This window comes from Verrucosispora sp. FIM060022, from assembly GCF_003977705.1.
Taxonomy (GTDB): Bacteria; Actinomycetota; Actinomycetes; order Mycobacteriales; family Micromonosporaceae; genus Micromonospora; species Micromonospora gifhornensis.
This window is the reverse complement of record NZ_RQIV01000022.1, coordinates 1-25,231: the sequence shown is the minus strand read 5'-3', so window position 1 is coordinate 25,231 and position 25,231 is coordinate 1. Positions and strand designations below refer to the sequence as shown.

At 68.7% G+C, this 25,231-nt stretch carries 33 protein-coding genes and 3 pseudogenes; 22 read left to right on the top strand and 14 right to left on the bottom strand.

What is annotated here, in order from left to right:
* Positions 1-120: 120 nt before the first annotated feature.
* Positions 121-222: pseudogene (locus tag EG812_RS29855) on the top strand (kinase); the annotation flags it as partial.
* Positions 223-238: 16 nt separating this feature from the next.
* Positions 239-463 carry a hypothetical protein gene (locus EG812_RS28845; RefSeq protein ID WP_126713471.1) on the top strand — a complete coding sequence of 75 codons (225 nt, stop codon included), beginning with the start codon at positions 239-241 and terminating at the stop codon, positions 461-463.
* Positions 464-599: 136 nt separating this feature from the next.
* Here the strand turns inward: EG812_RS28845 and EG812_RS28840 are convergent, their stop codons facing one another.
* Positions 600-1,595 carry an NAD-dependent epimerase/dehydratase family protein gene (locus tag EG812_RS28840; protein WP_126713470.1) on the bottom strand — a complete coding sequence of 332 codons (996 nt, stop codon included), beginning with the start codon at positions 1,593-1,595 and terminating at the stop codon, positions 600-602.
* Positions 1,596-1,713: 118 nt separating this feature from the next.
* On the opposite strand from EG812_RS28840, the gene EG812_RS28835 reads away from it, so the two are divergent.
* From EG812_RS28835 to EG812_RS28825, 3 genes are all read left to right on the top strand, one after another.
* Positions 1,714-2,280 carry a TetR/AcrR family transcriptional regulator gene (locus EG812_RS28835; RefSeq protein ID WP_233579702.1) on the top strand — a complete coding sequence of 189 codons (567 nt, stop codon included), beginning with the start codon at positions 1,714-1,716 and terminating at the stop codon, positions 2,278-2,280.
* Positions 2,281-2,451: 171 nt separating this feature from the next.
* A complete protein-coding gene (locus tag EG812_RS28830; RefSeq protein WP_126713469.1) occupies positions 2,452-3,000 on the top strand; it encodes a hypothetical protein in 549 nt (182 codons plus the stop codon).
* Positions 3,001-3,054: 54 nt separating this feature from the next.
* On the top strand, positions 3,055-3,555 hold the full coding sequence (locus EG812_RS28825) for a barstar family protein (protein ID WP_233579701.1): 501 nt from the start codon (positions 3,055-3,057) through the stop codon (positions 3,553-3,555).
* A gap of 36 nt (positions 3,556-3,591) precedes the next feature.
* Here EG812_RS28825 and EG812_RS28820 read toward each other — a convergent pair whose 3' ends face one another.
* The 3 genes from EG812_RS28820 to EG812_RS28810 form a co-directional block, all read right to left on the bottom strand.
* A complete protein-coding gene (locus tag EG812_RS28820) occupies positions 3,592-3,954 on the bottom strand; it encodes a GntR family transcriptional regulator (RefSeq protein WP_013733201.1) in 363 nt (120 codons plus the stop codon).
* Positions 3,951-4,727, bottom strand: a complete 777-nt coding sequence (locus EG812_RS28815; RefSeq protein WP_126713468.1) for a hypothetical protein — start codon at positions 4,725-4,727, stop codon at positions 3,951-3,953. Before EG812_RS28815 ends, EG812_RS28820 begins: the two co-directional genes overlap by 4 nt.
* A gap of 82 nt (positions 4,728-4,809) precedes the next feature.
* Positions 4,810-5,565: a phosphotransferase family protein gene (locus EG812_RS28810; protein WP_013733203.1), complete on the bottom strand. Its 756-nt coding sequence runs from the start codon at positions 5,563-5,565 to the stop codon at positions 4,810-4,812.
* A 295-nt stretch (positions 5,566-5,860) separates the two neighbouring features.
* Here EG812_RS28810 and EG812_RS28805 point away from each other — a divergent pair, with 295 nt between their 5' ends.
* From EG812_RS28805 to EG812_RS28790, 5 genes are all read left to right on the top strand, one after another.
* Positions 5,861-6,847: a serine hydrolase domain-containing protein gene (locus tag EG812_RS28805; RefSeq protein WP_126713467.1), complete on the top strand. Its 987-nt coding sequence runs from the start codon at positions 5,861-5,863 to the stop codon at positions 6,845-6,847.
* A 499-nt stretch (positions 6,848-7,346) separates the two neighbouring features.
* Positions 7,347-8,288 carry a DUF5996 family protein gene (locus EG812_RS28800; RefSeq protein ID WP_126713466.1) on the top strand — a complete coding sequence of 314 codons (942 nt, stop codon included), beginning with the start codon at positions 7,347-7,349 and terminating at the stop codon, positions 8,286-8,288.
* 123 nt (positions 8,289-8,411) lie between these two features.
* The gene (locus EG812_RS28795; protein ID WP_126713465.1) at positions 8,412-9,236 is read left to right on the top strand and encodes a hypothetical protein; all 825 of its coding nucleotides are present in this window, start codon (positions 8,412-8,414) and stop codon (positions 9,234-9,236) included.
* Between the two features lie 66 nt (positions 9,237-9,302).
* Positions 9,303-9,509 (top strand): hypothetical protein, encoded by a 207-nt coding sequence (locus tag EG812_RS29850; protein WP_233579700.1) that lies wholly within the window; start codon positions 9,303-9,305, stop codon positions 9,507-9,509.
* A 75-nt stretch (positions 9,510-9,584) separates the two neighbouring features.
* On the top strand, positions 9,585-10,403 hold the full coding sequence (locus EG812_RS28790; RefSeq protein WP_353505314.1) for a serine hydrolase domain-containing protein: 819 nt from the start codon (positions 9,585-9,587) through the stop codon (positions 10,401-10,403).
* On the opposite strand, the gene EG812_RS28785 is transcribed toward EG812_RS28790, so the two are convergent.
* On the bottom strand, positions 10,400-11,128 hold the full coding sequence (locus EG812_RS28785; protein ID WP_126713464.1) for a hypothetical protein: 729 nt from the start codon (positions 11,126-11,128) through the stop codon (positions 10,400-10,402). The genes EG812_RS28790 and EG812_RS28785 overlap by 4 nt on opposite strands.
* Positions 11,129-11,272: 144 nt before the next feature.
* Between EG812_RS28785 and EG812_RS28780 the strand changes: the two genes are divergently transcribed.
* Complete coding sequence (locus tag EG812_RS28780; RefSeq protein WP_126713463.1) at positions 11,273-11,692, top strand: ankyrin repeat domain-containing protein; 420 nt, start codon at positions 11,273-11,275, stop codon at positions 11,690-11,692.
* Positions 11,693-11,735: 43 nt separating this feature from the next.
* Here EG812_RS28780 and EG812_RS28775 read toward each other — a convergent pair whose 3' ends face one another.
* The 4 genes from EG812_RS28775 to EG812_RS28760 all read right to left on the bottom strand — a co-directional run bounded on the left by EG812_RS28775 (position 11,736) and on the right by EG812_RS28760 (position 15,191).
* Positions 11,736-11,945, bottom strand: a complete 210-nt coding sequence (locus EG812_RS28775) for a hypothetical protein (protein WP_126713462.1) — start codon at positions 11,943-11,945, stop codon at positions 11,736-11,738.
* A gap of 42 nt (positions 11,946-11,987) precedes the next feature.
* Positions 11,988-13,430: an SDR family NAD(P)-dependent oxidoreductase gene (locus tag EG812_RS28770; RefSeq protein ID WP_502697222.1), complete on the bottom strand. Its 1,443-nt coding sequence runs from the start codon at positions 13,428-13,430 to the stop codon at positions 11,988-11,990.
* A gap of 363 nt (positions 13,431-13,793) precedes the next feature.
* Positions 13,794-14,381: a GIY-YIG nuclease family protein gene (locus tag EG812_RS28765; RefSeq protein WP_233579697.1), complete on the bottom strand. Its 588-nt coding sequence runs from the start codon at positions 14,379-14,381 to the stop codon at positions 13,794-13,796.
* Positions 14,382-14,642: 261 nt separating this feature from the next.
* Positions 14,643-15,191, bottom strand: coding sequence for a VanZ family protein (locus EG812_RS28760; RefSeq protein WP_126713459.1), 549 nt, complete (start codon positions 15,189-15,191; stop codon positions 14,643-14,645).
* Positions 15,192-15,387: 196 nt separating this feature from the next.
* On the opposite strand from EG812_RS28760, the gene EG812_RS28755 reads away from it, so the two are divergent.
* The gene (locus EG812_RS28755; protein ID WP_233579696.1) at positions 15,388-16,029 is read left to right on the top strand and encodes a hypothetical protein; all 642 of its coding nucleotides are present in this window, start codon (positions 15,388-15,390) and stop codon (positions 16,027-16,029) included.
* A 61-nt stretch (positions 16,030-16,090) separates the two neighbouring features.
* Here the strand turns inward: EG812_RS28755 and EG812_RS28750 are convergent, their stop codons facing one another.
* The gene (locus tag EG812_RS28750) at positions 16,091-16,600 is read right to left on the bottom strand and encodes an O-acetyl-ADP-ribose deacetylase (RefSeq protein ID WP_126713457.1); all 510 of its coding nucleotides are present in this window, start codon (positions 16,598-16,600) and stop codon (positions 16,091-16,093) included.
* An 89-nt stretch (positions 16,601-16,689) separates the two neighbouring features.
* Between EG812_RS28750 and EG812_RS28745 the strand changes: the two are divergent.
* The 6 genes and pseudogenes from EG812_RS28745 to EG812_RS28725 form a co-directional block, all read left to right on the top strand.
* Positions 16,690-17,049 (top strand): annotated as a pseudogene (locus EG812_RS28745) (DUF4241 domain-containing protein); the annotation flags it as partial.
* Between the two features lie 69 nt (positions 17,050-17,118).
* Positions 17,119-17,295, top strand: coding sequence for a hypothetical protein (locus EG812_RS29190; protein ID WP_158632579.1), 177 nt, complete (start codon positions 17,119-17,121; stop codon positions 17,293-17,295).
* A gap of 136 nt (positions 17,296-17,431) precedes the next feature.
* Positions 17,432-17,941 (top strand): protein-tyrosine phosphatase family protein, encoded by a 510-nt coding sequence (locus tag EG812_RS28740; RefSeq protein ID WP_126713456.1) that lies wholly within the window; start codon positions 17,432-17,434, stop codon positions 17,939-17,941.
* Between the two features lie 202 nt (positions 17,942-18,143).
* Positions 18,144-18,527 carry a PadR family transcriptional regulator gene (locus EG812_RS28735; RefSeq protein WP_126713455.1) on the top strand — a complete coding sequence of 128 codons (384 nt, stop codon included), beginning with the start codon at positions 18,144-18,146 and terminating at the stop codon, positions 18,525-18,527.
* A complete protein-coding gene (locus EG812_RS28730; protein ID WP_233579694.1) occupies positions 18,524-19,417 on the top strand; it encodes a hypothetical protein in 894 nt (297 codons plus the stop codon). The genes EG812_RS28735 and EG812_RS28730 overlap by 4 nt, the downstream gene beginning before the upstream one ends.
* Before the next feature lie 198 nt (positions 19,418-19,615).
* The gene (locus EG812_RS28725) at positions 19,616-20,329 is read left to right on the top strand and encodes a class I SAM-dependent methyltransferase (RefSeq protein WP_013733220.1); all 714 of its coding nucleotides are present in this window, start codon (positions 19,616-19,618) and stop codon (positions 20,327-20,329) included.
* A 204-nt stretch (positions 20,330-20,533) separates the two neighbouring features.
* Here EG812_RS28725 and EG812_RS28720 read toward each other — a convergent pair whose 3' ends face one another.
* On the bottom strand, positions 20,534-21,451 hold the full coding sequence (locus EG812_RS28720; protein ID WP_158632578.1) for a class I SAM-dependent methyltransferase: 918 nt from the start codon (positions 21,449-21,451) through the stop codon (positions 20,534-20,536).
* A 133-nt stretch (positions 21,452-21,584) separates the two neighbouring features.
* Between EG812_RS28720 and EG812_RS28715 the strand changes: the two genes are divergently transcribed.
* The 4 genes and pseudogenes from EG812_RS28715 to EG812_RS28700 form a co-directional block, all read left to right on the top strand.
* On the top strand, positions 21,585-21,908 hold the full coding sequence (locus EG812_RS28715; protein WP_013733222.1) for a hypothetical protein: 324 nt from the start codon (positions 21,585-21,587) through the stop codon (positions 21,906-21,908).
* Between the two features lie 169 nt (positions 21,909-22,077).
* Positions 22,078-22,449: an ArsR/SmtB family transcription factor gene (locus EG812_RS28710; RefSeq protein WP_043720559.1), complete on the top strand. Its 372-nt coding sequence runs from the start codon at positions 22,078-22,080 to the stop codon at positions 22,447-22,449.
* Positions 22,450-22,651: 202 nt separating this feature from the next.
* On the top strand, positions 22,652-22,831 hold the full coding sequence (locus EG812_RS28705; protein WP_013733224.1) for a hypothetical protein: 180 nt from the start codon (positions 22,652-22,654) through the stop codon (positions 22,829-22,831).
* A gap of 18 nt (positions 22,832-22,849) precedes the next feature.
* A pseudogene (locus tag EG812_RS28700) lies at positions 22,850-23,353 on the top strand (SDR family NAD(P)-dependent oxidoreductase); the annotation flags it as partial.
* Positions 23,354-23,473: 120 nt separating this feature from the next.
* Here the strand turns inward: EG812_RS28700 and EG812_RS28695 are convergent.
* From EG812_RS28695 to EG812_RS28685, 3 genes are all read right to left on the bottom strand, one after another.
* Complete coding sequence (locus EG812_RS28695; RefSeq protein ID WP_013733227.1) at positions 23,474-24,412, bottom strand: AEC family transporter; 939 nt, start codon at positions 24,410-24,412, stop codon at positions 23,474-23,476.
* On the bottom strand, positions 24,409-24,588 hold the full coding sequence (locus tag EG812_RS28690; RefSeq protein ID WP_126713452.1) for a hypothetical protein: 180 nt from the start codon (positions 24,586-24,588) through the stop codon (positions 24,409-24,411). Before EG812_RS28690 ends, EG812_RS28695 begins: the two co-directional genes overlap by 4 nt.
* Positions 24,589-25,019: 431 nt before the next feature.
* On the bottom strand, positions 25,020-25,231 hold a 212-nt coding region (locus EG812_RS28685), incomplete at its 5' end, for an ATP-binding protein (protein WP_158632563.1).

The following is a 25,231-nucleotide window of genomic DNA, read 5'->3' as shown; positions in this document are numbered from 1 at the left end:
GCCGACGATGGACCATGCGCTGGAAAGCACCCCTGAACGCCTTCCAGATCGCCTTCGAAGGCCGACTCACCCCGGCCAACAACTGACCACCTCAACAACCAAGATCAGCCGTTAACTTGACACTCCCACCACGTCGTACTGGAAGGCATCCTGCACACCAGCCGCTACCGGGACATGCTGACCTCATTGCGGGACGCCCACCGCGATCAGGGCATCGGTTGCGGGGAGCGATCGGCGGGTGAGCGCCGTCGGGGAGGCCGGTGGTGGGCTGGTCGTCCCTGGTGGTGCGGCGACGGTGCGAGTGAGCCTGACTGTCGAGGCGGCGCAGGTCAGGGTGGTGCGGGAGGAAGGCCCGTCCGGGCGGGTGGCGGTCCTGGCGGGGCCGGTGCAGGTGTTCATCGAACCGTCCGGCACCGCGACCATCCTGACATCTGATGCCGATCCGCTCGGGCCCGGTGTCTGAGTGGCCGCGAGTGCGTTGATCGACTGCCGACGGCGGGGGCGTCACGATGCCTCCGCCGAGCGGCTGATGCCCGGAACGGGCGCACTGAACATCAGGTAGCGCCGGGCCGGCCCGCTTCCGCGGCATCGGGATCCCGCTATCGCCCAAGGGCCGCCATCCGGCGCAGGCCTTCGTCGACGGTGATCGTCGGCTGGTATTGCAGGTGGGTCCGGGCGCGGGTGATGTCGTAGACGCGGTCGCGGCCCATGAAGGTGACGATCCATTGGGTGAGCGGTGGCGGCGTGGCGCTGCGGCGGGCCTTGGCGACGGTCTCCATGATCGTGGCGATGGCCGAGGCGATCGCCCGGGGGTAGCTGCTGCTTCTGCTCACGTCGAGGCCCCGGGTGGCGAGCAGCGGGGTGAAGAAGCTGTGGGCCGGCCGGGGGTTGTCGTCGGTGACATAGCAGACGAGGCCGTGGTCTCCCCGCGTCATGGCCAAGGCGACGGCGTGGGCAAGGTTGTCGAAGTGGCAGAAGTCGACCGTGTGTTGCCCGCGGTCGATCCAGGCGAACCGGCCGGCCTCGACAGAGTCGACGAATCCTTGCAGGTTGCCTGCCGTGCCGTGGCCCCAGAGGAAGGGCGGTCGGAGGATCACCAGCGTGGTCTCTGCGTGCGGGAGCGCGAGAAGTTCCTGCTCGGTACGCAGCTTGACTCGACTGTAAGCGATGTTCGCCCGGCCGGTGTCGGAGGTTTCGTTCACGATGTTCAGGTGTCTGGTGCCGGTGGAGACGCTGGCGGCCGAGAGCAGGACGAAGCGTTTCACCCCTGCGGCTACCGCGGCCTGGTACAGGGCGCGGGTGGGCAGCAGGTTGCGCTCGACGAACAGTTCGTCGGGCCCCCAGAACTCCATGTAGGCCGCTGCGTGGACCACCGCGTCGACGTCGTCGAGGGTGGTCAGCCAGGCCGGCGCGTCGGCGCCGGTGCGGAGGGCATCGGTCAGGTCACCGCGTACGGGTCGCGCACCGGCGGCCGTGACCGCTTTCGCTGCCGAGGCCGACCTCGCGAGCGCGTGCACGGTGTTCCCGTCGGCCACGAGCCTGCGGATGATCACACCGCCGGCGGAGCCGGAGCCGCCTGTGAGAAATACGTCCATGAGATCCCTCCACCACCGAGACGCGTTCTGTTGACGCTGTCATCTGAATAGAGTGTGGGTGTCTCAGCTGACAATGTCAACCGGTGGGTTGACATTGTCAACTAGATAGCATGGTGCGGTGATCAGTCGCGTGGAGTCCGCCGCCGCCACCCGTCGTTCCCTGCTCGACGCGGCCGCCGGCTTGCTGGACGAGGGTGGACCGGAGGCGGTGACGCTGCGGGCCGTGGGTGCGCGGGCCGGCGTGAGTCGCGGAGCGCCCTACCGCCACTTCGCCGACAAAGGCGACCTGCTGACCGCGGTCGCGGCCGAGGCCTGGGATCGATTGGCGGATCGGGCCGTGCAATGGGCCGCCGATCCGCTGACCCCGGCGGAGGAAAAGCTACGGAACATGCTCACCGGGCTCCTTGCCGTCGGCCGCGAGCAGCCACATCTGTACCGGCTGATGCACCAGGCGCCCGCCGCCGACGAGGTGCTGCGCGCCGCGTCGCGAAGCCAGGGCCCGTTCGTGGCCGTCCTGAGCGATCTGGTCGGCGAGGACCAGGCCCATCGCTACGGGGCGCTGCTGCTCACCAGCGTGCACGGGATCATCGGGATGGAGGCCAGCGGCCAACTCACCGCCGACAAGTGGCACACCGACGCCGACGACATCCTGACCCTCCTGACCGGCATGATCGGCGATCGCTGAGCAAGGACACTGACGCCGCCCCACGACACGGCCCACCGTGGGGCCGCAGGCCAGGACCTCGCGGACCGAGGTTCGTGAGCCGGTCTGCGCAGCAGGAAAGCGTGTCGGAGGCTGGTGTCTGCACCTCGTACCATCAGATCTCTCGGTGCCGGAATACGACGGGGGTCGGGTATGCGGGCGGGGAAGGTCACCTGGCTGGCAGCTGTCGTCGCGCTCGCCGTGCTCGCGTCCGGCTGCGCGGCCCCGGGCACCCGGGACGGCGACGTGCCGGCGACACCCACGGATACGTCGTCGCCGGCGCTGTCGTCGTCGCCTCCCGTGCTGGCCGAGCCGACCGGTCGCCAGCCCGACGCACCTGCGAACCATGCCGACAACAACGGCTGGAAGCGGCGGCATGAACTGTCCGCTGCGGATGAGCGCGCCGGGCGCGAACTCGCCGCGCGGATCCGGCCCCCGCTCGAGGCGCTACGCGCCGCCGGGGACTTCGCGCCGGCGTCCACCCAGGGGGCGCTGCTCGATCTGGGCATTCAGGCAGACGCGATCACGGTCGCCGCCATGCGACCGCCGATCGGGCAGGAGACCCCGCCACCGGGTGCGGTGTACGCGGTTCGGTTCGGGTACGTGGGCTGTGTGATCGGGGACGTGCGGCCCGACCGAGTCATGGTCGAGGTCACCGGCGCGGCTGCCGAGTTCGGTTGCCTGGAGCCGTTCTCACACTGACGTCATCCGGCCTCGGGGCCAGTGCCCGGCGGACAAGGCGGCCGGTGGGCGAGGATGTCGATCGTGATGGACGGGATGACTGACGAAACGTGGCGGCCTGCTCCTGATCCACTCGTGGTCTGCTCGCGTGGGTCTCTCGTGGAGTTGGCTGCGGTGCTGCCGTCGTCCGGCAGATTCGTCGTCGCCCGCCTTGACGGCACGAGAATGACGGACGCCGACCAGGTCCTGTACGACTTCTCGGACGCCTTGTGCTTTCCCCGCTACTTCGGCTGGAACTGGGACGCCCTGTCCGACTGCCTCGAAGATCTGCACTGGCTGCCCGCGGACGGCTACCTGCTGATCGTGGACAATGCACCCCGACTGTTGGCGGACAGTACCCAGGATCGGCACACACTCTTTCGTATCCTCGCCCGGGCAGTACACCACTGGGCCAGTCCGCTCGGCCGGCCGGAGGGCAAGGTCGTCCCGTTCACGACCCTGCTGCTGTGTGACCGCGACGAAGAGACGGTACGCCTGCGGCAGGATATCGCCCGGGCACTGCACAACGGCCGGTGAGATCCCACACCGCTCGCAAGCGTCGTGGTCCACTCGTCAGCGTTGCCGCACGCCCAGAGCCGCCTCGACGATCCGGACAGCCTCGGTGGGATCGATGCCGACACTGGTGACGACCGCCGCGTAGTCGCGGGCGGCGCTGCGGGCCCGATCGAGAGCCTGCACGCCGGCGGCCGAGACGAACGAGCCGGCCCGCCCGCGGGTCTCGATCAACCCGGCCTCCTCCAGCTCCCGATACGCCCGACCGACGGTGTTCACGGCCAGACCGAGATCGGCCGCGAGCCGGCGGATCGTCGGCAGTCTCGTACCGACGGCCAGCGAACGGTCCTGGATCTGCCGGGCGAGTTGCGCCCGCAGCTGCTCGTACGGCGGCGTGGGCGAGGCCGCGTCGATGACGATCATCGGGCGGCCAGGGCGCGCCGCGCCGCGGTCCCGGCGCCCGGGCTCCGGGTCTGGATCAGGCCGAACGCGATGACGCCCGCCACCACCAGCAGCAGCGAGACAGCGTTCCACCAGCCGAGCGACTCCCCGTACAGGAAGATGGCCGGCAGCGACCACGTCAGACTGGGTGTGACGAGGGCACGGGCGTCCTCGACCCGCATGATGACATCGGCGGTGAGCGACGCCTCATCCTCCGCCACTACCGGGCTGGCCAGCACCTGGCGCAGCTGCATGACCGTCCCGACGCCGGTGCCGGCGAGACCGATCAGCACGACGAGCGCCCCGTAGCGCAAGCTGGAGTCCGAAACCGGCAGCACGCTCACCGCGAGCAGCGCAGCGCTGGTGAAGGTGGCGACGGTGAAGACGGCGTACGGCCGACTGAGCACCGCCGGCCAGCCGAGCTCGACCGGGTGGGCGACCCGCCGGGACAGGTGCCCGCCGGCTCGCTGGTCGACGCGCCGCACCCACCAGCCGAGTAGCCACTGCGCGGTCAGCACCCCGACCACCAGCGCCGTCAACGCCAGCAGGGGCAGCCAGAAGGACGAGGCGTAGGTCAGTCGCAACGCGTGCGTGAGTGCCGCGCCGATCAGAAGCCCGGCCAGCAGGAGACTGTCGGCGAGCCTGGCACGTCGGCGGACCGCCAGCCGTGCCGCGAGCAGCGGAGTCGGCTCGACTTCGGTCAGGCCGTGCTGGGCCAGCCACTGCCTGACCTCCGTGTGATCTGCCTGTCGCATGTCGCCACCCCCGAACGTCGCAAGTCTTGTATCAGTAGGTTGAGTCATAGCATGCGACAATGTCAACCCTGGGTCCACAGGGTCAGATTCCAGACATCTGTGCTCTCAGTACGTCGAACTCGCAGCCTGGCAAGGAGGGGTCGAAGCCGTGTTCGATCAGCCAGCGGGATGCCAGCAAGCTGCGTAGCGACCACCAGGCGCGGATCACGTCCCGGTCGACGTCGGTGCCGTAACCGGCGAGGAGATCGCCGAGACGTTCCTCGTGCCCGAGGGTCAGGATGGCCAGGTCGAACAGCGCATCGCCAGGTGCCGCCTCGGACCAGTCGATCACCCCGGTGACCTCGTCACCGTTGGTGAAGATATGGGTGATCTGCAGATCGCCGTGCATGAACACCGGCGTCCACGGCCGCATCGCGGCCTGGGCTATCTCGCGGTTGCGGTCGACCAGATCGGCCGGCAGGACGCCGTTGTCGACGAGCCAGGCGCATTCGCGCTCGAGTTCCGCGTCCAGCCCGACGAGCTTCTTGCCGACCCACGGCGGGGGCGGCGCGTCGTGCAGCGTCCGGATCGCGGCACCCGCCGCGGCCCAGGCCGCCGGTGACGCGGGCGACGGCTCGCCGAGACGGCCGAGTGCCTGGCCAGGGACGGCGGCGATCGCGAGGACGGGCGGCTTGCGCCACAGGACCTCGGGAGTCGGGACAGGTGCCAGCCGCATCGCCTCGACCTCGACATCGATGCGCGCCTGATCGCTGTCGACCTTCAGGAACACGTCACCGACGCGCAGGGTCACGCGCTCGTTATGGGCGACGACGACCGCGACCTCTTCCACGCCGGCCATTGTCGACGGCTGGCTATCGACGCCGCCACGGGTTGATTGCCTGCGAATCGCAATGCGTTACGGCGCTACCAGCAAGCAACCTGGCCGACTCGCCCACATCGGCACGATCATCCGCTGAACGTCGCCGTCGAGGCTCTGCACCAGGATGTGGCCGTCTCTCACGGCGGAACCACGGCAGCGGCGGGCAGCGGCAGCGGGCCGGGCGGAGCCTCCCGACCGGGTCGCACCAGAAGCGGAAATGCCGGTATAACGACCATGCTGTTCCGCTTACCGACATCGCCTCCTCGGAGTGCCCATGACGACGCAGATGCGTGACCGTCTCGATCACATACGTCGAGCCGGCCAGGTCGGTGGTCTGCATGCCGTCGCGGCGGTTCGCGGTGGTCACACCGTGCTGGAGTACTACGGGGCCGGCGAGGATTTCGCCTGGGGTGACTCGCTGGGCGTCGTCGAGTTCGGGCCCGAAACACTGCACGACATTCGGTCGGTCACCAAGAGTGTGACCGTGCTGTTGTACGGCATGGCGCTCGGCGAAGGGCTGGTCCCGCCGCCGGCGGAGCCGCTCCTGCAACGGTTCCCCCAGTACCCCGACCTGGCGGCCGACCCCCGGCGTGCCCGGCTCACCGTCGAGCACGCGCTGACAATGTCGTTGGGCGTGGAGTGGCGCGAAGATCTCCCGTACAACAGCCCGGCCAACGCCGAGATCGCGATGGAGCTGGCTCCGGACCGATACCGGTACATCCTTCAGCGGCCGATCCTCGAACCGCCCGGCACCCGTTGGACCTACTGCGGCGGTGCCACGGCCCTGCTCGGCCGACTGATCGCCGACGGCACCGGGCAGTCGCTGCCGCAGTACGCGCAGGCCGTGCTGTTCGCGCCGCTGGGCATCGACAGCTTCGAGTGGATGGCCGGCGCGGACGCAGTGGCCTCCGCCGCGTCCGGGCTGCGACTCGCGCCCCGCGACCTGGCCAGGCTCGGCGAGCTCGTGCTGGCCGAGGGAACCTGGGACGGTCAGCGGGTCGTCCCCGCCGACTGGATCCGCACGATGCTTCAACCACGCGTGCAGACCACCTGGGGCGCACAGTACGGCTACCAGTGGTACATCGAATCCATCGGTGGCCATCGGCTGCTGACAGGGATGGGCAACGGCGGCCAGCGCCTGTTCGTCCTGCCCGACCTGGACCTCACCGCAGCCATCACCGCCGGCAACTACGACGACCCCCACCAGTGGCAGACCCCGCTCACGGTGCTGGAACAGGTCATCCTTCCCGCTATGGACTGACAGCACCCCGCCCGCCGGTCAGCCCATCGGCAGGGCGCACAACGCTGCGAGTCGGCGGTCAGCTGCGGCGACGGACAGCCTCGTTTCCGAGATCACCACCCCACTGCGCATCCCGCTTGGTGTCGCGACCAGTGACGCCACCTCACGCGTCGGCAGTGACATGGCGCCACTGTCGGGCGGCTACCGCGGCTGGTGGCATGGAGGGACAAGACAGCGTGTCAGGACACCAGTGTCAACGCGCTGAACGTGACCACCGCCTACCTGGTGGCCGGCACGATGCCGAAGGACACGTTCTGCGGGCCTACGAACCCGTACGGTGGGTTTCCGACCTACGGGAATCAACGCACGCCCGGTAACGTCAACCCGGAGCACCGCTGATCACCCGGAAGGGGCGACACGGCCGATCAGCGACCGGGGTGCTCTGTCCGGTGCCGGTCCGCGGGGCACGATTACGACAACCGCCACCCTCGCATGTACCGCGCCAAGGATGTGAGTAGCGATGACAAGCCCGGCAACGACGAGCTGGCCGAGCCTGCGGGTATCGGACTGGACCGCCACCCGCGACACCCTGCACATGTGGACTCAGATCGTGGGCAAGATCCGCATGGCGCACGCTCCGATGCTCAACCACTGGTGGCAGGTGACCCTCTACGTCAGCCCGCGCGGATTGACGACGTCGACCATCCCGTACGGCACAGGTGCCTTCGAGATCGAGTTCGACTTTCTCGGTCACCAGCTCGACGTGCATACCAGCAGCGGCGACGCGCGAAGCCTCCCGCTTGCGCCGATGCCGGTCGCCGAGTTCTACGCCCGGATCATGGACATGCTCAAGCAACTCGGGATCGAGGCGCCGATCCGACCGCGCCCCAACGAGGTCGACCCGGCGATCCCCTTCGCCGAGGACTACGAGCACGCCTCCTACGACGGCGAGGCAGTCACCCTGTTCTGGCGACAACTGCTTCAGGCGAACCGGGTGATCGGCGAGTTCCGGTCCTACTTCGTGGGCAAGGTGAGCCCGGTGCACTTCTTCTGGGGCGGGATGGACCTCGCCTGCACCCGTTTCTCCGGCCGGTCGGCCCCGCCACACCCCGGCGGTATGCCCAACTGCGCGGACTGGGTCATGGCCGAGGGCTACTCCCGCGAGCTGTCCAGCTGCGGATTCTGGCCCGGCGGCGGCGAGGAAGGCGCCTTCTACTCCTACGCCTATCCCGAACCCGACGGGTTCGCCGAGCAGCAGATCAGCCCCGAAGGTGCGTACTTCAGCACCGAGTTCAAGCAGTTCCTGCTGCCGTACGAGGTCGCCCGCGCCGCACCGGACCCCGACCGTGCGGTCGCCGAGTTCCTCCACACCACCTACAAAGCCGCAGCAGACCAGGGGCACTGGGACCGCTCCGCGCTGGAGGACGACCCGTTGCGGTGGCACCGCACCCCTGCTCGGTAAACCAACACCGTCGCGACGCATGCCGCTCTCGGGCCTTCGGCGTGCGTCGCGACGGTGCTGTCGGAACAAGCAGTTGATAGCTGCCAGGTTCGGCGTCGTGGACTGACCGGAGAGGATGTACGGGTGGATTCCACGACGTTGCACTGGGCGTCACGCCGGTATCTGATGTCGCGGTACGAGGAACTTCAGAGCGAGTACGGCCGGCTGCCCGACGGCGGCCGCCGAGCCGACGGGTACCACTTCACCACCGAGGCGAAGCGGATCTTCCCCCGCTACACCGTCGTGGACGCCATGCTCATGGAGGTTGAGCGACTCGATCCGGATCGGCTTCCCGCCGTCGACGTACTGGTCAGCATGATGCTGGCGGCTGCCGACAGTGCGGACTCCCCGCTCACCGATCCGCCGTACGACGAGGTCGAAGCACAGGCCGCGGCCGACGAGCGCCGCCTGTTCGCCGCGAAGGTGCAGCATTGGACGGTGCCGCCCGACGTCGGCGCCGACCCGGTCCCGTATCGGCGCGTGCTCACGCGCGAAGAGTCATCGGCCTGGCGGACGTCGCTGCAGCGGCGATGGGGGGTGCAGAACGGCTGGTGGCACCCGATGCTCAGTGGTGCAGTTCCCCCCGACGTGCTGGTGCTGACGAAGGAGTCGATGTGGGAGGGCGACGGCGTTGATCAGGTTCGCCGAGTGCTGCGAGAGCTGGGCCGGCCTCGGGTGGTCGAGTTACGCGAGTATGGGGCCGACTACCTGCTCGACGTCGAGATCGTCGCCCCGCGGTACACGGGGCCGGAGTGTTACTGGACCGACGAGCAGCACGATTGGATTGCCTACGCCTCCCACGAGGGAACGGTGGCATTCGGCGGCGTCCTCGCCGCCGCGCTCGTGGCGACCTGGCCTGAGGTCGACCGGTGGCGGTGGCCCGGATGGCAGGCACCCGGAGACAGGTGAGCCACGACTTCCGCCTGAAGCGCGAGACGAACTCATCCCAGCTCCACCACCGGTAGGTTTGCCCGCATGTCATCGATCCCGGCGCCGTTGCTGCCTGAGACTCGACGCGCGCTGGTCCACCGGTTGGCCACCGGTCAGGTAGCGGGCCGGGCACCATCGGTGGTCGCTGCCGTGGTGCGGGACGGCCGTCCTGTCTGGCAGGGCGGATGGGGCACAGTGGACGGTCAGGTGCCCGACGGTGATGTCCAGTACTGGCGCACACCGCCGGGCTGATCGCCGAGGCACCCGGGCCGTGGTGGGAACGAACCCCGGGCGCGCTGCGTCCCGACCTGGCCGACGTGCTGGGCGGTGCACCCCTGGGCCGATGTGCTGCTGGCGGAGCCCGCCGTGGACACCGGTCTGATGGCACCTGCCGGACAGTTGTGGTCGACCACGACGGACCTGGCCCGGTTCGCCGCGTTCCTCATCGACGGCGACGACCGGGTGCTGCATCCGGACACCGTCGCGCAGATGCGCGACCCGACGAGCCCACCCGAAGCGACGGACTGGCACATCGGCTACGGCCTCGGCATGCAACTGCTGCGCCGCGACGGCCGCCTGCTGGCCGGGCACACCGGCTCGATGCCGGGCTTCGTCGCGACCGTGTGGGTCAGCCCCGATGACGCCCTGGGCGCGGTCGTGATGGCCAACGTGACCGCCGGCCTGTCCGCCGGCGCTCTCGCCGCTGACCTGCTGCAGACCGTCGCCGAACGAGAGCCGCGAATCCCGGCCCCGTGGCGGCCGCTGCCCTCGATCGATCCACAGCTGCTGGACCTCGCCGGCCCGTGGTACCGGGGACCAGCCCCGTACGTACTACGCCCACAAGGAGACGGCTTCATGGAGTTGGCCGCGATGTCCGGCGGAAACGGCACCCGACTACGCCCCACCGGCGACGGCGACTGGGAAGGGCTCAACGGCTACTTCGCCGGCGAAAGGCTGCGGGTGCACCGCGATGCGGACGGCACCGTCAGCCACCTCGACCTCGGCACCTTCGTCTTCACCCGACAACCCTACGACCCGACGACGCCGGTACCCGGCGGCGTCGACCCGGCCGGCTGGCAGGCCGGGTCGACCCTCGACCAGGGCGGCGTCGGTGATGACGGTGGTCGGCCCGGTGTCGACGGCTAACGGTATTGGCGCTCCTGGGCGGCGCGGACCTTCTGACGTATGTCGTCAGGGATTTCGACCACATGAACGGTGATCGCGAGATCCAGTAGCGCCTGTGCGGCCCAGGTACGCGACGTTGGCTGGAACGGCCTCGCTGCGGCCGGGTCGCTCATGCAGAGTACGAGGCGGGGACGTGGGTACATCGTGCTGGCGATCCACGTGAGCTTCAGCGCGTCGGCCAGTACCTTGTGACGCTGCGCCGACTTCGGCGGACCCTGATGGGCCCAGCACTCCACGAGAACAGTCCGGCCGCTGTCGCAGCCGTCGATCTCGACCCGAGCCCCCGACGGCACTGCGATTTTCGCCGGTTCCAGTGTCAGGGCGAGGTCGCGGCCGAGCAGATCAAGCATGACTCGCTCCGCGTGGCGCTGCTCCGCAGAGTGCCCGGCAGGCAAGTGATCGTCGAGGGTCCGAACAACGGCAGCAGGTGCAAGCGGCCCGCTGTGCGGTGTTCTCGGAGCCTCGGCCAGCACCCCGTCCGTCCGCTCAACGAGTTCGTTGACGATCTTCCCGTCGGGGCCTTCCCACCGCCGGACGGCTCCGGCCAGTTGCAACGCGCGGCAGATCTGGTTGACCTGCTGCCGCGGCCGGACACCCGTACGCTGTGACAGTTGGTCATCGTCCAGCGGCCTCGAACTGAGCCGAAGTGCTTCGAGGACACGGTCGCGATTGCTGGCAGCCGTCACACATGGAGTCTGACCGACGGTCAATGGCCTCGCCTCCTCCGTTCGGCGGTGCACAAGGCGTGCGCCCGACATGCGGCACGAGCGGTGCCCGTGCGCCGTGCGCGGGAATGCTCCTGACGAGGCGAACCACCTACTCTGACGCTGGTGAACGTCCGAGAGCGCAAGAAGCTCACCGCCCGCCTGATGACGTCGCTGCTGCGTGGCGATCTTCCGGCCGTGCGTGCGCTGTTGCGCGCGGGAGCAGACCCGAATGCGGCAGATCGTGACGGCACAACGCCGCTCTACCTGGCCGCCGTGCAGAACGAGCGTGCGGCGGTGCGGATTCTCCTGGCTGCCGGCGCGGACCCGAACATCGAGAGCGGGCGTGGTGACGAGGGGACACCCTTGACCGCAGCCGCAGCGTGGGGGCACGACGACGTCGTCCGCGAACTCCTCGCGCAGGGCGCGGATCCGAACCTCCGCGAAGACCACGGCAGCGGACTGTCGCCCCTCGAATGGGCCGTCCGAAACGGCAACTCCGAGACGCAAGCGCTACTCGGAGCCGCAGGCGCGACACCCCCATAGAAGCCAGGTGAGCAGCAGAAACGCTGCGCGTGAGTCGCAAGGGTCAGCGGTGTTCCTGACTGATCAGTGCCTGCTTGAGCGCGTCGATCAACCGCGTACGCGTGTTCCGCCATGGAAGAATCGGTCCGACCCGCTTCCTGTCCAGGGCGACCACCATGTTGGGCCACCTGCCATGCAGATCGTCCAGCATCCCCCGGATGCCCGCGTCGACCGGCGTGCTGGTGACAAGGCCCGTGTCGTACACCGTGATCATCTACGCTCCGCTCGACTGAGGTGCGTGTCCGACTCGCACGGCTCACCAGGGGCTGGGTGCGTAGTCCTTGAGGAAGCAGCCGTACAGGTCTTCGCCCTGTTCGCCCCGGACGATCGGGTCGTAGACCCGGGCCGCGCCGTCGACCAGGTCCAGCGGGGCGTGGAAGCCGGCGTCCGCGAGCCGCATCTTCGTCGGGTGGGGCCGTTCGTCGGTGATCCAACCGGTGTCGACGCTGGTCATGAGGATGCCGTCGGTCAGCATCTCCTGGGCGCTGGTGCGGGTCAGCATGTTCAGCGCCGCCTTGGCCATGTTGGTGTGCGGGTGTCCCGGCCCCTTGTAGCCGCGGGCGAACTGGCCCTCCATCGCCGACACGTTCACCACGTACTTGCGGCGGGCGGTCGCCGCGGCCATCGCCGGCCGCAGCCGGCTGACCAGCACGAACGGCGCGGTCACGTTGCACAGCTGCACTTCGAGCAGTTCGACCGGGTCCACCTCGTGCACCCGCTGCACCCAACTGTTGACGGCCCCCAGGTCCGGCACCAGACCGCCCGCGTCGATGGCGGTGGCTGCGGCGATCCGTTCCGGTGACGCGGAGCCGCTGGTCAGCGCGAGCGCGGTGAGCGCGTGCGGGGTGATCGTCGTCTGCGGACCGGCGGTCAGAACGCCGGTCGGCCCGCCGGGATCGGCCGGTTTGGCGAACGTGATCATCTCCGGCAGCGGGCCGTCCGGTAGGGCGGCTGCCTCCGCGGCGACGAGGTGTGCGTACGCCTGCGGAGTGCGGCGGACGGTCTGCGCCGCATTGTTGATCAGAATGTCGAGTGGTCCCTGGTCGCTGACCGAGTCGGCGAGGGCGATCACCTGGGCCGGGTCGCGCAGGTCGATCCCGACGACCCGGAGGCGGTGCAGCCAGTCCGCGCTGTCGGGCATCGCGGCGAATCGGCGGACCGCGTCGTGCGGAAACCGCGTGGTCACCGTGGTGTGCGCGCCGTCGCGGAGCAGCCGCAGCGCGATGTACATACCGATCTTCGCCCGGCCGCCGGTCAGCAACGCACGCCGGCCGGTCAGATCGGTACGCGCGTCGCGGCGCTCCCGGTTGAACGCGGCGCAGGGCGGGCAGAGCTGGTGATAGAAGGCGTCCACCTCGCGGTAGCGCTGCTTGCAGATGTAGCAGCCACGCGGATTGTGCAGTACACCGGCTGTGGTGCCGTCGGTGGGGGAGGCGAGCGGGATGCCCTGCGTCTCGTCGTCGATCCGCCCCGGAGCGCCGGTGGCAGTGGCGGCCGTCACCGCCTGGTCGGCCGCGAGGATGGCGTCCCGCCGTTCCGAGCGGCGCCGTTGCTTGATCATTTTGTAGAGCTTCGCGGTGGCGCGCTGCACACGCACCACGTCGGGATGATCGGGAGGCAGCTCCTCCAACGCCTCAAAGACGCTGAGACAGGTCTCCAACTGGCTGCGGTCGATACCCTGGTGACCGTTTTCCGTCATGTTGTCTACCGTCATGCTGCCGCTGTCTCATCCCGTTCCTGCGCCGGAACTACCCGGCCCACCCCAAGTCCGACCAGGAACTGTACGCGGCCTTGACGCATGCCGCGTCGGCTCATCAGTCCAGAGCCGCCTGCTACCTGTCACGTCCGACCCGCCGAGACACCGGAGGAGGATCTGACTCCGTATCGCCCGATGGGCGGCCGAGGAGCGCTTCCAGGCCGGGAAGATCGAGGTTGGCCTGGACCACCACCAGGGTGCTCCGGTGCGACGCTCAGTACACGTAACACTCGTACCGGCCGACTCGTCCGTTGCCCATCAGCTCGGTGCTGTGATCAAGCGCTGACCTGACCACCCTGGAAGCAGTTACGGCGTTCGCGGAGCCTCGTCCGGGCGGCTGCTGGCGTTGTATGAGTTCTTGGCGGCGAGCACGGTCGCCTGGAGGTGCTCAGGGTCGACGCCGTGGACGTTGAGCGGCGGGTGCATGCGCCGGACAAGTGCGGCCTCGATGGTCGCCGGTTCCGCGTCCTCTGCCCAGGTCAAACGCAGGTGCGTGTGCATCCATGCGGTCAGCCGCGTCTCGTCCTCGGGGACCAGGACGACTCGGTCGGTCCAGGTCGTCCGGTAGCCCTCGGTCACCAGAAGCCCGGCCAGGGTACGGCGCAGAGTCGAGCTGCCCGAGCGCCTCAGATGGTTACGTAGAATTCTCCCCCGCAGGCTGGTCGCCCGTCCGAGGTACAGCAGCCGCAACGACGGAACGTGCTCATTCGGCAGCCCGGGGAGGTCGGGAAAGACCGAGGGAGCAGCCCACCAGGCGTAAACACCGCTGCCACGGCTGAGCCGCTTGACGGCGACACCGAGTTCGACCGGTACGCCGCAGAGCAGTCGCAGGGCCCGGTCAACCCGGTCTTCGTCGGTGGGTATGTCGTCGGGTCGCCGTTCAGGAGTGGTCATCGTGACCATCGTAGGTCCCAGGCGAATCGTGGCCGGATCTGAAGGATCGGACGCCCCGAACAACGGCGCCTGCAGCCGCCCTGGCGGCAGGAAAGCCGCCCATACCTGGACACCGACTGGTGCGTCGAGGCCCCTGAACTCGTTCGGGGCAATCGCAACATCCGCTCGCGGACCGCGCGGATACTCAACGCAGTCGGTGAAGGTCCGTACGAGCAGCTGAGCACCGTCCTGGCCGCTGTCCGGATCCGCGGCCCGGAGGGCTCATTCCGGCGGCGGTACGGGCAGCAGGCGGTCGGGAACCGGCAGCCGACGCGCCGCGAGGACGGCCAGGCCCGCGCCCGTCGTGTTCAACAGCACGTCGTCGATCGACGAGACACGTCCGAGTGCCAGGGCGTACTGCGACACTTCCACCGCGGTCGACATGCCGGCAGCCACGATGACCACATGTGTGAGCCGTACCTGCCACGCCATACCGAGACCGAACCCGACCGCCGCGAACACCAGCAGATTGCCGACGATCTGGAAGAACGCGGTCAGCGGAGGGTCGGCGAGGATCTCCACAAGGTCACGCAGCGGCACCAACCGAACATCACGGGGTGCGTCGAGTGGGGTGAGGACCACCACCAGCCACGGCAGCGTCCAGACCGACATGACCGTCGTGGCCCATGCCCGCCGGACCGCCGGCCCTGCCGGGACACCGCGCTTGCGGTAACAGGCCACGAGGTGACGCGTGCAGATCAGGCCGGCCATGGTGAGAGCCACAGCAGTCGCCACGACCGGAAGCCAACGCAGGTACCCGCCTGGGATCATCGTGGGGCATCGTAGTCCGGGCCGGGAATCCGGCTGACTCTTGAGGAGATGCCGGCGGGTCGGATGCCGTGGGGCGGAACCTCCTTGCCGGACATGGATAGACTTCGCTGTCACGGGCTGCCGGGTCGTGTCCGGTGGTGAGGAGGACCCGATGACACCTGAACCGTGTACGGACGGCACGTTCCGGCACCTGTCCGTGGACCTCCACCCGGTGGGCGGCGGCGACGACGGCATGACGGGTTACACGCTGTGTTCGGCACCGCAGCGTCCGGTCCGAGGCGATGATCAGGCGGCGATCGACGTTCCTTACGACGCGTATCGCACTGACACGCACGTGGACATCGCCGCGTTGCCGCCGTGCGGAGAGTGCCTGCGGGTGGCAGCGTTGCTGGCCGACCCCGAGACCGCGCCGCCGCTGCATCGCAGTCCCCGGCCGGACCTCCCCTCTGAGTTGACCGGTGAGGTGATTCGGCGTCTCCTGGACACCGACATCGCCACCGGTGCCCCACCCGGTCGGCGGGCCGCCGTGCATCTGCTGACCTCCACCGCAGTCCCGGATCAGCCGGGCTTCGCTGACCTAGTGGAGCGCCTCAGTCTGTTGTGGGGCGCGGATGGCACCGTGGAGATGGGGCAGGTCCGCGATTGGGAGGCAGTGGTTCGCTTCGCCGCGACTGCCGATGTGCCGGACCGCGACCGGCAGATGATCGCGTTGGCAGCGAGCCTTGCCGGTAGGCCGTCGGTTGACCTCGACGCCGCCGCCAGCTTCGTCGATGATCCGGCGGCGGCCCGGCGGGTGATCGAGGCGATCGCGATCGCCTCAGGTGACGGCGACCGGTAAGAGTTACTGAGAGAAAAGGCCCCGAACGCCCGCACCGCCGCCCGCAGCAGTGTCGGACGGATCAACCCGTGGCTGTCAGCGCGGCTTGCAGATGCTCGCGGGCGTCTTCGTCGAACGCGACGAGTCGTACCCGTTGGACGTTTGTCGCCGTTGACCTGACCGTTGCTACGGCGATGCGGGCTGCCTGGTCGGCAGGGAAGCCGTACACGCCGGTGGCGATTGCCGGGAAGGCGATGCTGCGGGCGCCGAGTTCGTCGGCGACCTGCAGGCTCCTGCGGTAGCAGGAGGCCAGGACGTCGGCCTCACCGTGGCCGCCGCCCTCCCAGATCGGTCCGACCGCGTGGATGATGTGCCGCACCGGTGGGTTGAGGTCGAAGGCCGGGGTGGCCATCGCGTTGCCCGGCTCGCAGGGGCCGATCGCACCCCCGGCGTGTGCCAGACGAGGCCCGGCAGCCCGGTGGATCGCGCCGTCGACACCACCGCCGCCGAGCAGTGACTCGTTGGCCGCCGTGACGATGGCGTCCACGTCCTCTCGCGTGATGTCACCCATCACAACCTCGATGATTACCACGGCAGAATCGTGACACACCGCTGGCGTGCCGGTCATGTCACTGGCGGTGAGCAGCTTGCCCGCCGGCCCACGACCCGCGCCACAGTCGAGTCAGCGCCGCCCGCCTCGACGTCAGCGACCGGCCCACCGTGCGGTGGGAGTTGGCCCTGCGCGATGGCCAGGACCCGATCGATCTGGGCTATCAGCAGTACTTCGGTTTCGGCGTGGACGCCGGCATGGCCTGCTTCGTCGACGCGGACGCCAGCGAACGGATGAAGGATGTCTGGCTGACCCTCGACGGCCTGGTCGATCCCCGGCACCGCACGATCGACTCCGGAGCTATGGTCGCGTGGTCCAGCGGCTGGGGTGACGGCGCCTACCCGACCTGGATCGGCTATGACAGCGCCGGACACGTGACCTGCTTTGTCGCGGACATGCTGCTGTTTCCCACCGACAACGACGAGGACTGACCGGAAGCACTCGTGCGCCGAGACCCATCAGCGGGCCCAAGCCCGAAGCACTGTTCCTTACGTTCGCCGTTGGAGACCTCGTCCTACGCCGGTGGGCCGACCGCCGGCTACGAGCGGGCAGAACCCTGCCGGGACCACTCCGAATGGTTCGTCAGCCACCCCCAGCTCTTCTTCGGTGCACTGTTCACGCAGATCACGATCGGCGTCCTGCTGTTGGTCACCGCCATTGTCACGGCCGATCGTTGAGATCGGCTCTCCCGTCGAGCGGCCAGGCGGAGACCGGTTCCGGGGGCTCACCGCTCCAGCCGGACATCCCTTCTGCCTGGTCCCACGTCGACCCTGACAACGACCCCCGCCCTCCCGATCACAGGCAGGCCATCACATGCGACTCACGCCCACCCTGTACCGCATTCCGACGCCGTCACCCGGGCAGTTGAGCACGATGCCACGACCGCGCGGCGACGACTGGCTCGACGACGAGATGATCGCCCTGCGCGACCTCGGCGTGGATGTCCTGGTCTGCCTGCTCACCCCGACCGAGGCCGCTGAACTCGGCCTCACCGGAGAGGCCGCCGCCGCCACCAACGCCCGACTGGAGTTCCACGCCCTCCCTGTCGACGACCTCGGTGTGCCCGACCGTGCACTGGCACAGCCACTACTCGACCTCCTGCATGACCGGCTAACCGGGGGACGGCACGTCGCGGTGCACTGCCGCGCCGGCATCGGAAGGTCATCGCTGATCGCCGCGGCCTGCCTCCTCCGGCTCGGCGCCCCCCTCGACGACGTCTGGAAGGTCATCGGAGAAGCCCGAGGCGTGAGCGTGCCGGAAACCGACGAGCAGCGACACTGGCCGCTCACGTCGCACGTAGCGCCGGTCGACCGGGACCGCTGACTTCCGTTCCAGGATTTCGACACCAGTGGACCCGTGCTTTGCTCGGCGTCGGATCGACGTGCCGACTGCGGTGTACGGCTGATGAGGGAGCCGGCAGTTCCCGGAGGGGCGTGCTCGGCCGTCCGCTGGGGACGATCAGGTGAGGCGACCACGCTGGACAGTCATCTTGGCCAGATACTCATCCTGGCTGTATATTCGGGTTATGCGATCGACTTCGCGTCCCGCGCTGCGGGAACCGTCGTACTTCGTCCTTGCGGCTCTGATCGGTGGCCCGCTCCACGGTTATGCCGTGATCAAGCGAGTGACTGAGCTGTCCGACGAGCGGGTGACACTCGCTGCCGGTTCGCTGTACTCGGTGATTGACCGGCTACTGGGCGAGGGACTCATCGCCGCCGACGGTGAAGAGATCGTCAACGGGCGTGCCCGTCGCTACTACCGGCTCACCGACGAGGGCTACCGCGTACTCGCCGAGGAAGCCGACCGGCTCGCCCGGGCCGCCCGGGTGGTCATGGATCGTCTGCCGCACCGGAGCTTCCCGCTGGGAAGCACCGATCACCCTTCTATCGTGAGGACCAGACCAGCATGAGTTCTGATGTTCTGGAAAAGCGGTACCGCATGCTGCTGCGGGCCTACCCGGCCGGTTACCGCCGGGAGCGTGCCGACGAACTGATCGACACGTTGATCGGCGACGAACCGACCACTCGCCGCTGGCCCAGCATCCGGCAGGCGGCCTCACTGATCCGGGGCGGTCTACGGGTGCACGGCGGCAGCACCGCGGCCCGGCCCACCGCCGTGCTGCTCTGGCAGGGGCTTCACCTGGGCGCCATGGCGGTGCTGGCGCTGGGTGTGCTCATCGGCTTGAACGACATCGTCGGGACGTTCCAGTTCGGCGGATTCTCGGACCCTCTGCATGTCCTGCGCAACGAGGGCATCCAGACTGTCATGGCGATCGCGGCGCTGGTGGCACTCGTCGCGGGCCACGACCGCACTGCTGCCGTCCTGGTGGTGACTGCAGTGGTGGTGCCGACCGTGATCTCTCCGTACCTGTTCCTCAACGGACTGCCGCAGTGGTGGGCACCGGTCGTCGCCGCGCCATTGGTCATCGCGGGCCTGCGGCGACCGGCGGACGTACCGCCCGCCCCCCGGGCCAACGCGCTTCTGGTCACCGCCGGCATACTCGCCCTGCATCTGATCCCGGTGGAAGGCTACCGTCCCGCCCCTGTGGGTACGCAGATCATCACCGTCGCCATGGTGATCGTCGGTGTAGCCGTCTTCCTGTGGGTGGCGACGGCCGACCAGCGACTGCTGATCGCCGTCGCCCCGACCCTTCTGCTGGGCACGCTGCATCAACTGGGCTACATCGGAACGGGGGAACTGCTGAGCCGGCCTGACGCCCTGCCGTCCCTGGCCCTCGCGGTCGTCATGGTGGTCGTCGCGGTCGTCTCGACTCGGTTTCGGCAGCGTACCCGCGCCTGACCTGCCGCCGGGCGGTCCGACCACGGCGGGGGTCAGCACCGTGCCTGCCCGGGTACGCGGGAACTGCCGCCACGTGCGGGGCAGGTGGCGTGGCGCAGGCGCAGTAGCCGTTGGATCGTGGCGCAGAACGAGGATCCCCGCGTTCTGCGCCACGCGCTTGGAGTGATCAGCACCAGCTCCGGCAGGTACCCTGGGCCGGTGTTCTCGCCTCACGGTCCGTCTCTGCGGGAACTCTGCGTCCAGGCGTTTTCTTCGGTCGAGCGCGGCTATGACCTGCTGGCCCCGAAGTTCGACCACACGCCTTTCCGTACGCCGGACAGCTATCTCCGCGCGACCGCCGACGCGTTGTCCGAACTCGGGCCGTTCGACCAAGGGCTGGACGTGTGCTGCGGCACCGGGGCGGGCATGGCGGTGCTCAGGTCCGTGTGCCGCATAGGCATCACGGGCGTGGACTTCAGCGCCGGCATGCTCGCCCAGGCACGCAGCGCCCACCCGGACGCCACATGGGTTCAGGCCGATGCCCGTGCCCTGCCGTTCACCGGAGGCTTCAGCCTGGCCGTCAGCTTCGGAGCGCTCGGGCACTTCCTGCCCACCGAGCGACCGGCCCTCTTCGCGGGCGTCCACCGCGCGCTGCGGCCCGGCGGGATCTTCGCCCTCCCGATCGGTGCACCGCCGCCACCGACCTCGACCGCGTACTGGGCCGCGCTCGGCTTCGACCTGGCCATGCGGGTACGCAACACCGTGTGGCGGCCCCCGTTCGTCATGTACTACCGGACCAACCCGCTAAGCGCAGTCCACGACGACCTGACAGCGGCCGGCTTCACCGTCACCACCGTGGACCTGACCGCCCTGGGGCAGCGCCGCGACGGCAACCCACGGTGCCGGCTCATCCTCGCTCAACGACCACACTGAACACACGCGTCCGTGAGTTCCGCGTAGTGATGGTGAGGGGCACCGGCCCTGGTGCGGACGGAGACTGGTGCCGCGTTGCTATGCGGGATCGCGCAGTGGGCGGGGCACCGGGTTGCCGTCGATCGACCGTCGCTGCTGGTTTCGCCGTGGCGGGGAGCACGACGACCCGGACGCATGGATCGATAGCGAGTTGGGCGGCGACGTCTACGGCCGATTGGGACCCGTACGCGACATAGATCTGCCGGAGACGGTGGATCGGCACGGGCACGACCGTCGCAACGGTGAGTGGAGGACGTCACCGTCGCTCGGCGATGAGGATTTCTGTGTCACCGGGCCAGTCCCAGAACAGACCACTCGCCGGCGACGCATGCTCCAGCAGGATCCGAAGCTCTGCGATGAACTCGTCCAGCCTGGACCCGAACAGGTGGGGCGCAGCGAAAGACATCGACAGATAGCCGGCGATGACGCCGTCGACATCACGGACGATGTCGGGCCGTCCCGGTGCGTAGACGACGCGCGGCCTGCCGAAGCGCGTGCGGGCAAGCGTCTGCTCAAAAAGCGCTCCGTCTGGTAGGCCGTTGCTGGTCGGGCACCCGAGCGCCGCTGCCGGCCGAGGTAGGCGCTCAGGAGCCGATCGACGTCGTCATGAGGGATGGGCGGCATGTCCGGCAGTTGCTGCGGTGCCGGCCGGGTCGGGTCGTGGACGATGAGCACGATCGCCCCACCCGGTTCCAGCGCGTCCCAGACGGCTTCGGCGACACGAACGCGGTCGGTGCGATGAAACGACTGCCCGAACGTCACCGTCCGCATCTGCGGCAGCCTCAGGTGGGGAAGGTCCTCAGCAGTGGCCCGGACGAAGTCGACCCCTGCCACCCTGTTGGCCGCAGCCCAGACGCGGGCCTCGGCGAGCATGTCCGCATCCGGCTCCAGCAGCGTCACGTGCGCGAAGAACGGAGCGAGTTGCAGCCCCACCGTGCCGGGCCCACTCCCGACATCGAGCAGTTGGCCGCTGCCCTCGAGCCCCAGCTCGCCTGCCAGCACCTCGCCCAGCTGAGCCGAGTAGGGCGGCCGCCCATGCCGGTAGTACCGCGCGGCACCCTTGAACTGGGTCGGGTCATACACCCGAACAGTCTCGCAACCCATCACACCGTACGGACGCGCCATGACGTGGGGCCACCGGATCTACCGCAGACTCTACGCACGCCGGCAGCCCTGCCTCGAGCTGTTCCGCCTCCGCCTGGGAGATCATGTCGGCATGGCCAGCATCGTCGAGATCCACGTCCCGTTGACACCAACTCCGGGTCTTGACCCGGACGCCTACGCGTTTCCCTGGATCGACCAGGTCGAGGACTTCCTGGTCGACGTGGAAGACGAAGGCACGATCGAGGTGTACGACGACGGCGAGCAACTCGGCGACGTGTACGTCTTCTTCATCACCGCAGCGACCGAGGCCAGCCTGCTGACCGCCGCATCACGGGTGGCAACTCTCGACGGCGTGCCGACAGGCGCGTTCGCCATCGTCACCGATGAGGGGGCTCCGGACGGAACCGGACGACGAGTCGACCTCCCGGTCGCCTGAGAAGCCGGCTACGCCCCCGCGCGCACCCTGAGCCCCCGGCGCAAGGTGCTAGAAGGCCCACTACGTAGATCATCATGTGCCGGGACACGGCAGAAGCGGTGGGCTCCCACACGAGCTCCGGGTGATCCTGCCCTCGTTCAGCACCTGATTTATGGGGTTTGCTGCAACGATGCATGGCGTGGGAACTGTGAAGACTGCGACGCCCGCCATCTCGCCCCTGTCCGGCGAGCCGATCAAGCGTGCCGATGCCGAACGGCTCGCGGGGGTGCTGAAGGCGTTCGCCGACCCGGCCCGGCTGCGACTGCTCAGCCTGATCCAGTCGGCCCCAGAGCAAGAGGCGTCGGTCAGCGACCTCACCGAGCCTCTCGGGCTCTCCCAGCCGACTGTCAGTCATCACCTGCGGATCCTCACCGAGGCCGGCCTGCTCGAGCGTGACAAGCGCGGCGTCTGGGCGTACTACCGCCTCGTGCCGTCGGCCATCGCCGCGGTCGCCGACCTGTTGACCCCGCCCCGCAAACGAGCAACGAAGAAGTCCCGCTGACCGATGCCATGGAAGACCGGCCGCAGAGACGGCTGCCGGTGCGACAACTCACCGGCACTGCGGCCGGACGGTAGCCTGGCGCTGCGCAGGACGACCTCAAGGCAGCCATTGAGGAGCTTTACCAAGCATTCGGGCATGTTCAGCTGACCGGCCAGGTGGACTACTGCAATCACTGCGTGGCTCCGGAGCAGGTGGAGGCTCGATGGCATCGACCGGGGCCCACGATCGGTTCTGGATCGATGTCGACCGGTGGCTCCGAGGTCCTGACCCACGTACCCTGCTGATGACGGCCCGCATGGATGCCCGCGACCCATCGGTCCTCGACGAACTCAGCAGTGCCGACGGCTCCCTCGCGTTCTTTGTTGACCTCAACCAGAGTTGAGGTGCTTCACTGCCTGTCGTGGATCTTGATGGTGTGCGTGTCGTCATCACCGGTGCGGCACGGGGTACGGGGCGACTTCTGGCCGAAGCGTTCGCTGAACGCGGCGCACAAGTCTTCCTCTCGGCCCGCGATCTGGGGGCGGCCGAGCATGTTGCGGATGCGATCAACCGGCGAGGGCCGGGTCGGGCTGATGCGTTTCGCTGCGACCTCGCCGTACCGGATTCGGTGCGTGTGTTCGCCGCAGCCGTGGCCGGCCGGACGAGTCACCTCGATGTAATGATCAACAATGGTGCCGCATACATCGAAGGTGAGGACCTGGCAGACGTTTCCGACGATGTGATCGACAGCGTGATGGCTGCGGGCGGGACCGGCACCGTGCTGCTGACCAAGCACCTGTTGCCGCTGCTGCGCGCATCGTCGCGGCCCGACATCGTCAACATGATCTCCGCGTGCGGTGAGGTGGGGCACCGCCGTTCAGGCGCGCATCCCGCGTTCTACGCGGCCAAGCACGCCCACGCCGGGCTCACCAGTTCCGGCGGCTTGACTCGCCGCGCGTTGACCTGCAAGAGGGCGACTTCTGCGAGGTCTTGATCCCGCCCACCGACGTCGTCGTCACATGGACCGCTCGCTCAGCTGACGGGCCTACCCGAGCAACGCCGCCGCCGCGGCCAGGGTCGCCAGGGACAGGGTCGTGGTCACCACTACCGCCCGGTTGGCCACCGCCTCGCCGACGCCGTACTCCTGGCCGAAGATGAACGTGTTCTGCGCGGTCGGCAGCCCCGCGCACACCACCACAGCGAGCAACTGCGGCGCGGACAGGTGCAAGGCCAGCCCGGCCGCGTACGCGATGACCGGCTGCGCGACGAGCTTCAACGCGGTGATCACCGCAAGCTCGGTCACCCCAACCGGCTCGGCCGGCTTGACCTCTGCCGGCGACGGCACCGTGTGGTGCAGCGACGCGCCGAGCGCGACCAGGGCGGTCGGTGCCGCGGCGCCCGACAGCAGGGTGAGCGACGCGTCGACCGCCGACGGCAGTTGCAGGTCGGCAGCCGAGCACGCGACGCCGAGCAGGGAGGCCAGGATCACCGGGTTGCGTACCGGCAACGAGGCGATACGGCGGATCCGTACCCGCCCGGCCGGGTCGCTGTGCCGGTCCAGGGCGATCAGGATCACCGGCGCTACCACCAGCACCTGCAGCAGCACCACCTCCGCCAGGAACGACACGCTGCCGAGAACCTGCGTGGCGATCGGGATGCCGAGGTTCGCCGAGTTCACGTATCCGGCGACCATGCCCCAGATCGGCCGTTCGCTGGGCTCGCGACCGAACAGCCGGCTCGCGCCGACCCACCCGAACCCGACGACCGCAGCGGTGCTCACCCCGAAGGCGAGCAGCGAACGGCCGGCGAACCCGGAGAGCGGCATTCGGGACAGGGCCAGGAAGAGGGCGGCCGGCATCGCAAGATGGAACACGAACCGACCGAGCACCGACGCCCCCGCCTCGCCCAGCAAACCCCACCGACAGGCCGCGTAGCCGACCGCGGTGAGGATCCAGATCGGCACGAACGCCGACACCAAGCTCATACAGGCGTCACCGGCAGGCGGGCAACGCACCGGCCCAGGAACCGGCAGGCACCCGGGGTGTACGAGTCGAGAGAACTGGTGATGATCTCCACCCGGGCGAGGATGTCATCGACCTGCCGCAGGGTGAGCCCGGTGCCGTGACACTCCACAGCGCTGCCGCCGGCCCTCAGATACACCGACGCATCCGCAGTGCGCAGTGAGCCGCAGGGCGACCAGAGATCGTCCACAAGTACGTCGATCGGGGAGCCACGCGTTCAGCCTCGCATCCCCTCCGGACCGAGCACACGCCCGCTCTCGCACGGCTCTGACGGGCCGATCCCCACGTGCACATCGCCGCCGAGCGCAGACGTGCGGCGAGCCCGGCCGTGGCCGACTCCGGTCCGAGCCGGGGCCGCGCACCGATGCTCCTGGGGTTAGGAACCCGTGCCCGGACCCTTCGGATCCAGCGGCGGGGAGGGGTCAGGGCTGATCGGGACAGGGCTGGGGAAGTCCATCGGTGGCTGATCGGCGGGAGCGGACGGCGGGGCGTCCCGGCTCTGTCAACGCCGGCTGAACTTTGACCCCTCTGTTCCGGTCGAATTTTGACCCCCTCGCTGGTTGTTGATGTTCAGTCGTTGGTCTTGGTGGCTGCGGGGACGCGGCCGAGGTCGCGGTCTTTGAGCCGGTAGCTGTCGCCCTTCATCGGAATGACTTCGGCGTGGTGGACGAGGCGGTCGATCATGGCCGCGGCGACGACGTCGTCGCCGAACACTTCGCCCCACCTGCCGAAGGGTTTGTTGCTGGTGACGATCAGCGAGGCTCGTTCGTAGCGGTTGGAGA